This is a genomic window from Paraburkholderia kirstenboschensis (genome assembly GCF_904848585.1).
Taxonomy (GTDB): Bacteria; Pseudomonadota; Gammaproteobacteria; order Burkholderiales; family Burkholderiaceae; genus Paraburkholderia; species Paraburkholderia kirstenboschensis.
Genome location: NZ_CAJHCR010000017.1, coordinates 1 through 13,208 on the forward strand (window position 1 = coordinate 1; position 13,208 = coordinate 13,208).

A 13,208-nucleotide genomic window follows, 5' to 3' on the forward strand; every position below is an offset into this window, starting at 1 on the left:
GGCGCCCGCAAATGGGTAGCCCTGGAATTGTCATGTACTCCTGGACATTGGCCTGGTACCGACGGTTTTCTGGAGCTCGACTTGAGCCAGGGGCGAATGCCAGATCAACGGTACTCGCCTTGATCCTGATGGGTGACTGGCGCGGATCAGTTCCGCAGCCAGACAGACGAGAAACCGGGCGCGTCATCATGCGCCTCGCAACGCGGTGTGGTGATGACAGATTTGAGTGCGACGTAACTTGAGGCGTCGGGTGGATTCATTTACCTCTTTACCTTGGCCTTTCAATGGGTGACACATTTAATGACGCAACAGAGACAGAATTAATACGTTCTACGGGCGTCGCCCTGCGCTTCACGGCAGGCATAAAAGGCTAAACAGGAAGTCAACGATTACGCCCGCATCGACGCCTGGCCCATCGGAAATAACATCGCTTTTGGTAGGTACTTTCGTGGCCGCAAAACACCAGCCTTCATCGCCCGGAAGTCAGTTATCCGAAAAGGTATCTGTGACGGTTCGATTTTTCTAGCGAGGTTTCGCCGCGCTCGCCGATTGTGGCGTCGCGCCCCTACCCACGCGTCCTGGTTCCGCGATAGTCCGTGATACGGGAGCAGGTCTATTTTGGCGGGCGACGGCGCCGTCAGGACTCCCTGAAGCGATGGCATAGCGGCGCATGGCCGTGTAATCCAGCCGTGAGAGAATTGCCGGCATCGTAATGGGCTTTTCGCCCGCCTGCGTCAGCGGGCAATCACTGCAGTCCGATGGCGGCGTCTTTAAGCCGGAGAGTGGATGACCACGGTAATCAGATACAGCACGTTCCTTGTGGCAATCGCTTTTCCCGCATTTGCAGGCGCCAGGTATGTTGAAGTGTGGACTCCCCTGAGGCGAGACGCGCCACGCGGCGGGTGCATCCCTTGGGAACAGCATCGAAGCATCGGCGCGCGATTGTGCGCACCGGGCGAGGCCACCCGCAACACTCCATCGTTGCCGCAGCGCCCGGCAGCCCGAAGGCATCAGTCGCGGCAGTCGGGCACCGTGCAGGAAAGCCACGCTATGATGACACTCGCCGTCAGATCACGCCTGAGGGCAATGTGCTTCGCGTAGGTGGGGGGCGCGGAGGTCGAGGTCCAAGTGGGACGCTGATGCCGAGTGGGCAACGTAGGGTTACATGCTGCGGGACCGCGCCCTCCTTCAACAGAACACGCATCTCACCGGACGTCTCAATGATCTCGCTGTCTTTCACGATGATGCCGCCGGCGTAGCGTCAGGGGAAGCTGAACAGACCGCCCTTCATTGGTCGACCTAAATAAGTTGTCACAACCCCGTCCTAGCAGGCGCGAGCGAAAGCGCAACCCCGTTGACACTAGATCTGCCTTCGAATCGGAATATAAGTGTGAACCGCGCGGGCCATCAGTCGCCGATCGCTGTTGCGAACGGGGCGACAGGATAACCGCCTCTTCCCCTCGCCAGTCTATCGCTGATCAGGGCCATGGCGCCGCTTTTGCCAACCATTAGGTTCAGTACAAAAACGACTCTTAATCTGCGCTTTCGCTCATCGCGCAAACGAAACTCCCGTGTGTCGCATCACTACAAATTACGTATCGTCTGCTACGCTTTGCTATCCGGAAGAAGTACCAATGCACTTCTGGCTCCACGTGGCGGCCTCGCCTGTTCCGGATCACGCCTCATCGTGGAACAATCGGACTAAAAACAGCCCTAATTGCCACAAAGTCGCCTCTGGCGTGGAGTTTCGCCAATCCGAACGTTGATGGGGTATGTTTCACAACCACGTTCACCCTCCGATGCCCGGACCACTCGGCACTTCAAACTTGCTTGCAACCTGATGAATTTCTGACTGCCAGTTGTTGAGGCGCAGAATGGGAAGTGACGTTCGGCATGCCGGAGACCACGCCTCCTTCAATGACTCCGCCGATTGGCGGTGCTACCACTTTTCCGACAACCCACGGCTGCCTTCAGCACGGGCTCCGCTGCGCGGAGCTGTGTGGCACGCGCCTCCAGACGTACTTGCCCCTTGTCCCGGTTGCCGGGCCAAGCCGGGATGAGCGAAGTGCCGACCGGGCAGTCGAGGGTTCGCACGGAAACTGCGGGTGTCCAAGAAATCTCGAAGCGCCTCGAGCACAAGCGGCACGAAGCGCTCCGTCGCGCCCTTGCCGACAGGGCGCACCGATGCATCGAGCCCAGTTCGGCGCCCGCATAACGGAAGCTGATCTCGTCCGTACAGCGGCCAATCAAACACGGCCAGATTATGCGGAAACTTTTCTTCGAAACGTCACCATATAGCTGCATTGCCTGTGGCTACGTGCGTCGGGACGCCCTGCCCTTAGCCTCCGTCTTTACGTCGAAGTTTGCCGCCGTCGAGTGGACCGGCCCGATACGGGCGGAACGCCAAGCCGCAGGATCGTGGTGCCTCACAAACGCCGAGGCGATTGGCAAACGCGACGGCTGGTAGAGGAGATACCGCATTGCCGTGCGTGCTCGACGGCTAGCAGGGGTTCCTTTCACGGCAAGATCGCTACTGCTTTCTGATACAACTGCATCTTACGTCTGTTCGGATTCCGTTCCCGTTCGCTCCTCGAGCGTAAGGGCAGCGTCACTCAGCTCGCTACTCCATTCCTCGATCAGTTTCTTCATCCTCTCTGCTAGGCGCTGTTGATCATCGCCTTGCACCCCCTGCAGGCTAAGCTCTGTCCGCCCATCCCCAAACAGTTTCAGCTCGCCTAGGGAGACGCCATCACGCCGCTTGAATTGGACGCGCGATTGGTAGTGTGTGCGCCTCGAACCCGGCCGACGCGTCGGTGCGTCGGCCGATGAGACCTGTTCAAGCTTTCGGACGCTGGCTCTACCCTCAACAACCTCATTCAGCCAGTGTTCGGCCACTCGCTGACCTGCCCTATCGAAGATAAGTTTCAAGTTGTACGCGTGGGCGAGGCCAATCGCTTTGGAGTGGTGTGCCATTTTCTCTATGAAGGACACCGGCAACGACGTCAGGTGGATAATCTTATTCACCTGAGCAGGAGCCTCACCAACCGCGATAGCTAGCTCCCGGTAGTCCTGGTACACGCCCTCATCGAGAAGTTTTTTCCAAGCCACTGAATCATCGAATACGGTCTGTTCGTCGCGTTCCTTGTTGGCACGATAGGCTCGCAGATAAAGTGCCTTGGTCTCAAGCTCTTCATCAACGAATTCCGCATCGATATAGTCGTCGCCTCGGGATTTCGCTGCACGTACCCGCCGCTCGCCATCAATGATTACGTACTTGTCAGGGAATCGACCCAGCTTAGTTACTTTGATTGGCTCGAGTTGGCCCTGTTCGTCAAAACTCTTTCTGAGCGTGTCGATTGTCTCGGGGTTGTAGAAGGCGCGAGGGTTGTATGGATTGGAAGCGACGTCTGTGAGCCTCACCTTCAACCGTGATCCTGTAACCGCGGCAACGGGGTGACCGTTCGCGCCGACTAAGCCGGAGGCCTCTCGATGCGCAGTCGCCGCTACGTCTTTTTCTTCGAGACGGGCGACCGCCGACTTTCTTTCGACCGCCATGCCCTGCCTTACCCGACTTGTCAGGTCAAGCTTCTTAGTCATTGACAGCCTCCGCCTCTTCTTCGCTGCTCAGCAGCGCGACGATTTCTTCGTAGAGCGCCTTTATTTCATCTTTGGCCGGTTTCACGCCGCGAACTCCGCGCACGTCAAACACTGTGCGCCCCAAAGCGGCAGTTTGGGGGTAGACCTCTCGACTTCTAACAGTGGTCTGCAAGAGCAGGACGTTACTCTCGGCCAGCACTTCGCTCATTTGACGGTGGAGAACTGTTTTTGAATTACTCTTACTGACCAAAATAGCGAATTTACCTGCCGTATTGTGAACACGCGTTCGTTCGATCAACGCGATCATCCCTTCACTACTCCACAGGTCGAGGGGCGAGGCATTCGTCGGGACAATGGTTGCATCCGCAACGGCGAGAACGCGCCCGGTTGTCAAATCGTCGATGTTCGGCGGGCAGTCAACAAGCACAATGTCATAGTCGTCCGCAAGCCTCCCGATTTCGTTCCCGATATTCTTTTCAAGCCGACGGACGCTGCCTACGCGAAAAGGCAACGGCGCCGTGGGGTCGGCAGTCGCCGCCCAGCTTACGCATGACTGCTGACCATCAGCGTCGGCAACGAAGACTCGATAGCCTTCCGCGGAGAAGGCGCCAGCCAAGTTCATTGTCGTCGTAGTCTTACCGACCCCGCCCTTCTGATTCGCCAGTGCAATTACGAGCCCCATACTCATCCCCTTGATCAAAGCCAATCGGCCGCACGCGCCAGTTTATACGACCCCGCGCAGAATTTCTAGATTTTACTTTAAGTCTATCCCGACTTCGGCTGCCGCGAGCTATCACCTTGCTCACGCATTCAGGGCTGCTGCCATTGAAACCTCGCTTTACCACGTGGCAACGCTCCGATGGCTGCCATCAAACTTAAGGCCGTGCGATTTCGTTCGACTCGGGTGTCGGCGAAACTCTCATGGCGCACCCGCGGGATCGGCGGATCCTTCGACGCCACATCTGTGCTGCCGACACGCTGACACGCGGCGGGACGAGCGTCCGTCTCCATCCGCTAACAACTGCACAGCTTCGCCTGCGGGTCATCAGACGATAGAGCGTTACCACGTGGTAGCGAGCGCCTATTGCGATATCACGTTTCCGAACATCTTTGAAAAAAGCGGCAAATCGGAAGCTGGCACCGGTCGAGATCCTTCAAAGTCGGTCCGTGCCCCGAAGAATGGTGCCCGTCAGAGTGTAGCGATAAAGCGACGGCGATCCTCCGACCTAAGAGATCGATCGCCGGCCGTCTAGCTTTCTGCTCGGGGCGGGCATGGCCGTGTACTTTGGGTCGGAAGGTGGTCCGCGGGAGAGCCGTGTGCCGTTACCACGTGGCAACGGCCGGATATTGCCTCAGACCCTCCCCGCTAGGCCGATCGTAGGGAACCGATTCGTGAACTGTGCATTTGAATGCCGCATGAGCACGCCTTATCACGTGGTAATGGCTGGCAGTAAATGCACGGGGCGATTTGGTCCACGCGCTTATGCGTTGTAAGCGCCGTTTAGCCGCTGGGCTCTCAGTCGTTACGGATGTGCGTCCCTTGGGGTTCCCTTAGCAGTCGGTCGCCCCTGAATTTTCTTGGGAAATATGTACGGGCGTCACGGTGCTTCAGTAACGCGTTCGTACACTTCACAATGTTTTACTGTCTGAGGAGGGGAGGGCGCAGGTGCAAGCATGGAAGGCCGGATCTCGTGCCGCAGCAATCCACTAAGGGGGAAAGTGGCAACGCTGTACCTTAGCTGATACGGCGTCAGTGAAGGAGCATTGACACGGGCACCGTCTCGATTCGTTCGAAGCTTCGCCCGCCGCACCGGGCCTCAAAATCTTTTAGTCGATAAATAGCATATCAAGGCATAGTCGGCAACTTGGACGAACTTGACGCGTCACTCCGCTTACATCTTTGGCCGCGTAAGTTTTCCGCGCGGAACGGAGTTGATTGGTGGTGCGGCAATCGCGCGACCACCTTCAGCTCGCTTTTGAGAGCAAAAACTCAAGCAGCTCGTCGGCAGTTGGCTCGCCCCAAGTGTCCAGCGCCAGCCAAGTAAAAAAACTAGTCTCCGCAAGTTTCGAGGGCTTCTTAGATGTGGATAGCTTTAGATTACTTGCGCCGACTGAGTCGTTGTAGCGCGCGATCAATTGGGACTGGTCGTTGATCTCCAGCTCGAGAAAATAGGCCCTAGCTTCTCCAAGCTTCCAAGCGTCGTACTTGGCACGTAATTGTGCTTGTTGCTCAGCTTTCCCCACTGGCTTTGGCGATTTGTCTTCACCCGAATCCGCGATTGGAGCGTACTCATTGATCAACGCCTTTCTGAAGTAGGCGGGGATATTGTCAATGGGAGACGCGCCTCGCTTGGTAACTCGCCCGTTAGTGTAGACAACGGCTGCACGAACCCGTTGGTCACCGTATTGAGATAGCAGCTTTTTCGCCTCAGAACGGGGGAGCCCTAGCTTGGTCATCTCTTCTATTAGCCCCTCGTTGCGGCCGTCGGCGTCGGGCCCGAGCGTGACGCTCGGCTTTCGAGTCACCCTGAATTGCACGGCCTCAACCTTGCGCCCAACCTTATGTTCAACCAGTTCTAGGGTATGGTCCGATAACTCATTGACTTCCCGTATGCAGGGCAGTAGCACTTTGCTCTTGAATAGTTTGTATTCCTGATACGTCTGCGCGCTTTTGTCCTGTCCTAGAATAAGGTCTCTAAACTTGCCTAGCGGAATCCTTGCGGTCAGCCCTACGCCTTCGTACCGGACTGTGTTCTCCCACAAGGCTAGGGAGTGCGAACGCCGAAACTCGCGAGCAATGCGCATATCGATAAGCGCAAATACCTCTGGATTAAGTAGCTCCCCGCGTATCTGTTCAGAAAAGCTGTACCGCAGCACGGCTTGCTTCAGTTCAGCGCCAGCCAGCAAACCGGACGCCCGCCATACCGTACTGCTATCGGACGCAAGATAGTCCCAATTTACAACCGTGCTGATGAGCGAATTTACGGTGTCTTTAACATACTGGGTGTTGTTGCTGTTCAACCCGCTGTCTTGTGACAATGCTCCGATCGTTATGGTGAAGCTGGACCGACCGGGCTCGACGGACTCCTGTTTGATTGCATTCTTGATGAGCGAACTGAACATCTTTCGCTGTTGCAGGCCGATCTTGCCGGATCTAGGAGCGATATGAATCGCCTGTACCGCTTTCCTCAACAAGTCGGGCGGTTCGACCGAATTGAACAATGACACCTGATTTTCCGCCGACTTGGAGCGCGCCATATTTTGATAGGTAGCCGTTCTTCGTGCGGACTTTATACCTTAGATGGCTGAAGCGCAAGTCTCTTCGAAACCGGATCAACACACTCGCGTAAACCCATGAAAATGCAAGGGTGCACAATGAACCTGACGCCTCCGCCTACCACCATACCCAGCTACCTTTAGCTGAAAAGGTCACCAAAACGGGTGTCTTACGAGGCGCACCTGCAACCGGAACCCGCTCGGGATAGAGAAAGGTAGACGCCTATGGGTATTCCCCACCGGTTGCTACCTATGGAACAGCTGGAGACGGGAAACCCCGCAGAGCTACGCAAAATCCCATGAACGGTTACCTTACCGAAGTCCCATAGCATGTTACCTGTCGGTAGACCCTCGCGACGCTCCGTCGGATAAATGCTCCCATAGATAGCCACCTTATAGAGAGCCCATAACTGGTTACCTTACGCCGTCGTCGCAGGATCATAACCACCGAGGGGTGTTCGCTGCAATCGCCACGATGCAAAACGGCCCATGGGTGACTACCTTAACAACATCCCATAAACGGGCACCTTACGGCGTCCTCCGTAGGAAGGAAAGGCCCCATGACAGTCTACCTTTCCAATACCCCATACCCGGGTACCTTCCCAATTCCTCGGCGGGGAGCCCACAGTCGGTTACCTGTCCCCCATATCCACAGACCTTCAGCCCCATAGGCGACAGCCCTTTCCCCATATCCACATCCCCTTTGCCCCATCAGGGGCTACCGTAGACCCCATGAGTTGCAACCTTATCGTCGTCAAAGCCTTGCCTGGCAAGGGTTCGCGGGGCCCTAAAGGTTTACTAAAGGGGTAAACGGTTCTAAATCTCTAAAGGTTGTGGGTGTTCTAAGAAACGAACTTCCGGACGGATAGGGCGTCCACGATTGACGCTCCTCGTCGCTCTAGAAGAAAGGTAGCCAGTTTTGGGAGGCTTTCTCGGACCGCCACGTGGACGACAGGCGCTCAAACCACCGGCGCAAGTTATCGCGTCACGCTGTCGACAGCGGCCGGCTCCCTTCTCACGAGTTGCTGGCGACCAACGTCCCAGATATCAAAATTGGATTTGTCCTAGTCGACAGATTCCGGCGGAATCGCAGGCGCTGGACAGAGAAGCGACTGCACGGTGACCTTTTTTCTGGGCTGGTAATTTGGGGAGCCCATCCTAAGAGCCCTATGTGTTATTGATGTCAGCCTTTGACCGTTCCCTTCGATGGGAGGGACACGGAAACGGCGGCTATCAGCTGACAGATAATTTCTCTCGCACAAGTCTTAACTCCCTCGCGCGGGGCGCTGCTGCGTTGCGCCCTGCGGGGAGACCGGCCGTAGCTTCTTCTTGTTGGACTTCCTGAGCATCACTTTAAGAACCGCTTCCAGTTCTGGGATCCACGGGGCAATCTGCTCGAAGTTCGGCACGTCGAGCCGCAAATCCTTCTGTCCGGGAACGATCCTCAATTTTACGCCCCCCGCGAGACCGCTTTTCCGGTGGTTAGCGCCGAAAAAATCTCTTCGACTGAGCAATCATCTGTAACGCACGTAGCTCGGCGAGCGATTCAGCCTCACCGAGCTGCCGGATGAGAGTTTGAAGAGTATGGACATTCCGAAACGAGAGGGGACGATTACTAAATAACGTTAGGACCACAGAAGGAAGGTGCGGCCGCGACCATCCTTGACATCTGCGAAAGTGAAATGTTGAATGCGGTTGCAATTGCTCTTGACTTGACCACACGCCTTGGTCCAGCAAGGAAACATAGAATCTTCCCATGTCAAGGGCCGACACCTTATTGGCCCGCGATCGCTGCGGCAGCCGCGCAAGCGAAAGCGATGGACTGACAACTGACCCCGCGATGGGGGTTCCGTCCAGTGGGTTATCGACACCGACGGCTAGAACCACGTCTTCGCCGAATCCGTTAAGCCCGGCCTCGTCAACACGCTGCACCTGACGACGAATCTGCGCGAGTACAACTTCACGCTGATCGCGTTGGCTGCGGGTGGGCTCTTCTATCAGACAGTACGGTTTCAGCATCCGCGCGCCGATGGCTCGGGTGCGCCCGACAAGCTCAACTGGGACTACTCGGTCGACGGCAGCGCCGAATTCAAGCCCGAGGTCATGTTTGACGACGGTCACTCGATCTGGATGCGCATGCCCGCGAAAGCGCAAAGGTGGCCGGTGCGGATGTACAAGGACCACGGCGATCGCGTCGTCGGCCATTTCATTCGCCGAGCACGACGCACGTCGGAGAAGATCAGAGCTCTGTCTTTGGCTGAAAAGCAGCAATTTGCTGCCGAATACATGACCCAAGGAGGAAAGGGCAACACGTATCAGCACGACATCGGCACGTTCAAAAATGCATTGGAGAGAACCGCGTACACCGCGTGGCTTCGCGCCAAGATCGCGGCCGATTAGCGCCTGCGGTACCCGCAACGATAGAGCCCATAATCAACCACCGCTTTTCCTTGTTCTTTCAAAGCCTCCGCTCCAGTCCTTGCCATTACGCGTCGAGAGCAAAAGGTTGAGGAGCTGCTCCAGTTGGGCTATGCGGGGTGCCACTCGCTCGAAGTCCGGCACGTCGAGACGAAGATATTTTTGTCCGTGCACGAGGCTCAATCTCACGCCCTTCTGCTCTTTTTGATGGCCCGTGGTCAGCACGCCGAATACATCTTCCAACGAACAGTCATCAGAGACATACCGGCTTCGACGGACGATCTCAGTCTCCCCTAGCTGTGCGGATAACCTTCGAAGGGTGTCAGCTTGCCGGAACGAGAGAGCCCGGCCAATAAAAAGACGAAGCACCGCTTCGGGCAGTCTGGCTGCAGCAACCATCCGTGACATTTGTGATAGCGAGACATCAAGATCGGCTGCTACGGCTCGTTGGCTGGGCCAGAGACCACGCGATAACAACGACAAATAGAACTTCCCCATTGCGAGGAGCGGCGCGCTTTGTTCGCGTAGCCTCTCATGAAGTTCCGCAGCAGCTTCACGGTCGTCGATACAAGTTTCTTCGAGCGCAAACATCGATTGAGATCCTGTAATAATCCGGCACCTTTTCAGCGGCAACCGCGTGTTCCGTTGCGATTTCAGTAAAAGGACCTTGAGCCGGATCAGGTCTCTTTTCTTTTGAGCTATCGTCCGCACAGCGTTGCGAGGGGCAGCTAAGTCTCGGAGGCTAAAGGGGGAAAACTCGGAAGAGGGCGCTCAAGGAAGCCCCGCAAGCCGCGGTCGCTGCTGTGGAACGCGTGAAACGCGCGTAGGACAACTCTACCGGTTTTTGGGAAGCGCCAATACACCGAAAGCTATCCGTTTTTGCGCTTCATTTAGGGTTAGGACATTGAGCCGGCTAAGCGACAGTGCTCTCGCGGAAAAGCGGTCGCAAATCGCCTCTCTTTTGCATGACTGGCTTCTCCTCAAGGCTGATTCAATTGAGTCGGCCCAAATGGATCGACCGTCATGCGTTTATTCCGCAGCAAAAAGCAGATAGCTCTCTCAACCGCGCCCGGCGGTTACTCAGAAGACGACCCTGAAAAGATCATCTTCGATATGGGCGCGCGTCTGCGCACTGAAGCAAATCATTGGAAAACGTTCTGCTTCATCCTGGCTGTTATCGCAGCGGGAGCGGTGTATTCGCGCAATCCGCCCCCCTCCGTCGTCAAGGCATACGGCGTCTCGTCTGACGCCAACGGCCACGCGGTTGTCACACAGCTGGCTGCCTATAAGCCGGACGACCAGGCAATACGCACTTCGCTGCGTGAATCCGTGGAGCGCTGGTGGACGATTGAGCCGGTTCTCACCGACAACATCCAGACTTCGCGGATGGCCAAGAACATCAACGGCGTCAAGGCCATGATGGTCGGCAACGCGCGCAATCAGTTTGGCGACTGGATCAAGAGCGACGCGCCGTTTCAGGCCATTACGCTGAACCCGAAGCTGGTTCGTGAAGTGCGCGTCACCAACGTTGCGCTGCTTGAAGACTCCACGGGCGTGGTCGAGTTCACGACCAGTACGACGCAGTCGCCCACTGATCGACCTGTGGTCCAGAAATACGCCCTGACGGTTCGCTACCAGATCATCCCGCCGACCTCCGAAGACGCTCTTGGGCCTAACCCGTTCGGAATGTTCTATCCGTTGTTCTCGATCCAGAAGACCCAATGATGATCGTCTCCCGCTCGCTCGCTTCGTGGTGCGTCGCTCTGGCATGCGCGGCAGTTGTATCACCGTCTGTGTATGCCGGGAAGCAAGCCACTCCCAGTTCGGCCGCATCGTTCGATATCGCCACTGCAATGAGCGATCCGATGAGCCCGGTGAATCCATATAACGCCGGTTCCGACCCAATCACTATGCCGGGCGATGCCCGGATGGTCGTGTTTCCCTATAGCCGCGACCAGATCTACCGGGTCATGACTGCGCCGCTCAAGAACACGACGATCGAGCTGGCGAAGGGAGAGCGCCTGACGACCGACCCCGCGATGGGCGATTCCGTTCAGTGGGTTATCGACACTGACGGCGAAAACCACATTTTCGTCAAGCCGGTTAAGCCAGGCCTCGTCAACACGTTGCATCTGACGACAAATCTGCGCGAGTACGACATGACGCTGGTGTCGTCGCCGATGGGTGGGCTGTTTTATCAAACGGTGCGTTTCAACTATCCCGGCTCTGTCATGGCTAAGGTTCGGGCGCGGGAGCAGGCGAGCGGCGGCGCTCGTGGCGGGCAAGGGGATGACGCCGGTACGCAGACGGACTCAGGCCCAATCGGCGTCTCGCCGGACAAGCTGAACTTTGACTACAAGGTATCTGGTTCCGCTTCTTTCAAGCCTGAAACCGTATTCGATGATGGAAAAGCGGTATGGCTGCGTTTGCCCGCCGACGCGCCTTTTGCCGTCCCCGTCGTCAAGGACCACGGCGACTACGTCAGCCCCAACTTCATCCGCCGTGGTCAGTACATCGTTGTGCAGGAGATTGCCAACGAGATCGTGTTGCGTGCACCGAATGAGGAAGTGACCATCACGCGTCGCCGTGCGGGTCTCTTTGGATTCTGAGGAAGAGACCATGAACCAACCGAACGGCCAACAGAACAATCAGCGCGCAACCCTCTTCAAGGGTAAATCGCCTCGCAATGCGCTATTTGCGGTGGGCGGCGTCGCGGCTATTGTGATTGCGGGGCTCGGCTTCTACTACCAGGTCAAGGAGAGCGCGAAGGTCGACGAAGAAGCGGCGCTCCGGAAGAAAGCCAAGGCCGCCGAGGTCGTCGACAAGTCGAACAATCCGCAGGATCTCGACAAGACGATTGAAGATCAGATGCAATCGGCGCGCAAGGCCGCTGCGTCCGAGGCACGTGCGGCAGCCGCCGCGCGCGCGCCGTCCACGGGAGCAACACCGAATGCCGCGCCGGCCCTCACAGCCGACGGCTTCATTAACGATCAGCAGTCGCGCCAGACTAAGGCTGAGTCGGATACAGACGCCATCTTCGCGTCGCCGATTTTCAAGCCGGGCCTGAAGGTCAAGGATACAGCGCCCACGCCGCCGAACCAGATCGCAGGAATACTGACGCCGGCCCAGGTCGCAGCACAACAGGCAGCCGCACAGCAGGCAGCGGCCGGGTCAGTCGGCGACCGGGTGTCGGCAGCACTTGCCGGAGCGGGCTTCGGCAGTCAGCCACAATCCGCACGTCCGTATTCGACTCAGGATCACGATTCGGCCTTTATCAAAAACGTGTCCGCACAGTCTGGCGGTCAGGACTTCGCGCGTGCCGGTTTCGTCGGTCAGGCACGCGGCTGTGTGCTGTCGCCTCCGCATCACATTGGCGTGCTGTCGACCGAGCGTCTGAATTCCGATCGTCCCGGCACCGCCTCGCTGATGGTCGAAAAAGACGTGTACGACAGCATTCACGGCGACTGTCTGATGATCCCGAAAGGCAGCTTTATCACCGCGCCGTATAGCTCGGACATCCAGCCGGGGCAGGAAAGCATTCTCGTGGCGGCGACGGAACTGCGCCTTCCCAACGGAAAACATGTGCCGCTCTTTGGCGCACAGGGCGCGGACGGTGACGGCGCTGCGGGCTTTTCGGGTGACGTTAACAACCACTTCTTCAAGATTTTCGGTACCTCGTTCCTCGTCGCGATCCTGCTGCGCAAATACGACAACAGCGACGCCGCGACGACTTCCAGTCCGCTCGGCGTCACCCAGGTAAGCAGCACGGGCGGACAGGTCGCCGCACAAACCGCACAGTCGATTCTCGAGCGCTACAAGAACATCCCGCCGACGATCACCTCGGATCCGGGCCGGCGTCGTTTCATGCTGAAGGTCAATCGCGACATCGTGCTGGAGCCGTATCGCGATGAATAACT

The 13,208-nt window shown here is 57.2% G+C and carries 8 protein-coding genes and 1 pseudogene; 5 read left to right on the forward strand and 4 right to left on the reverse strand.

What is annotated here, in order from left to right; all coding sequences use genetic code 11:
* Positions 1–2,556 precede the first annotated feature (2,556 nt).
* The 3 genes from JMY24_RS30090 to JMY24_RS30100 all read right to left on the reverse strand — a co-directional run bounded on the left by JMY24_RS30090 (position 2,557) and on the right by JMY24_RS30100 (position 6,855).
* Complete coding sequence (locus JMY24_RS30090; RefSeq protein WP_131317170.1) at positions 2,557–3,597, reverse strand: ParB/RepB/Spo0J family partition protein; 1,041 nt, start codon at positions 3,595–3,597, stop codon at positions 2,557–2,559.
* Positions 3,590–4,279: a ParA family partition ATPase gene (gene parA / locus JMY24_RS30095; RefSeq protein ID WP_128598587.1), complete on the reverse strand. Its 690-nt coding sequence runs from the start codon at positions 4,277–4,279 to the stop codon at positions 3,590–3,592. The genes JMY24_RS30090 and parA overlap by 8 nt, the downstream gene beginning before the upstream one ends.
* A gap of 1,283 nt (positions 4,280–5,562) precedes the next feature.
* Positions 5,563–6,855: a replication initiation protein gene (locus JMY24_RS30100; protein WP_128598588.1), complete on the reverse strand. Its 1,293-nt coding sequence runs from the start codon at positions 6,853–6,855 to the stop codon at positions 5,563–5,565.
* Between the two features lie 1,950 nt (positions 6,856–8,805).
* Between JMY24_RS30100 and JMY24_RS38565 the strand changes: the two are divergent.
* Both JMY24_RS38565 and JMY24_RS38570 read left to right on the forward strand, forming a co-directional pair.
* Positions 8,806–8,997: pseudogene (locus tag JMY24_RS38565) on the forward strand (TrbG/VirB9 family P-type conjugative transfer protein); the annotation flags it as partial.
* A gap of 45 nt (positions 8,998–9,042) precedes the next feature.
* Entirely contained in the window at positions 9,043–9,273 is a 231-nt protein-coding gene (locus JMY24_RS38570; protein WP_236597566.1) for a hypothetical protein, read from the forward strand.
* 33 nt (positions 9,274–9,306) lie between these two features.
* Here the strand turns inward: JMY24_RS38570 and JMY24_RS30110 are convergent, their stop codons facing one another.
* Positions 9,307–9,882 (reverse strand): hypothetical protein, encoded by a 576-nt coding sequence (locus tag JMY24_RS30110; protein WP_128598716.1) that lies wholly within the window; start codon positions 9,880–9,882, stop codon positions 9,307–9,309.
* A 432-nt stretch (positions 9,883–10,314) separates the two neighbouring features.
* Between JMY24_RS30110 and JMY24_RS30115 the strand changes: the two genes are divergently transcribed.
* From JMY24_RS30115 to JMY24_RS30125, 3 genes are read left to right on the forward strand one after another with little or no spacing between them, the layout of a single operon-like run.
* Positions 10,315–11,016: a VirB8 family type IV secretion system protein gene (locus JMY24_RS30115; protein ID WP_027780336.1), complete on the forward strand. Its 702-nt coding sequence runs from the start codon at positions 10,315–10,317 to the stop codon at positions 11,014–11,016.
* On the forward strand, positions 11,013–11,900 hold the full coding sequence (locus JMY24_RS30120) for a TrbG/VirB9 family P-type conjugative transfer protein (protein ID WP_128598717.1): 888 nt from the start codon (positions 11,013–11,015) through the stop codon (positions 11,898–11,900). Before JMY24_RS30115 ends, JMY24_RS30120 begins: the two co-directional genes overlap by 4 nt.
* Positions 11,901–11,910: 10 nt before the next feature.
* Positions 11,911–13,206, forward strand: a complete 1,296-nt coding sequence (locus JMY24_RS30125; RefSeq protein ID WP_201703421.1) for a TraB/TrbI/VirB10 family type IV secretion system protein — start codon at positions 11,911–11,913, stop codon at positions 13,204–13,206.
* Positions 13,207–13,208: the final 2 nt, after the last annotated feature.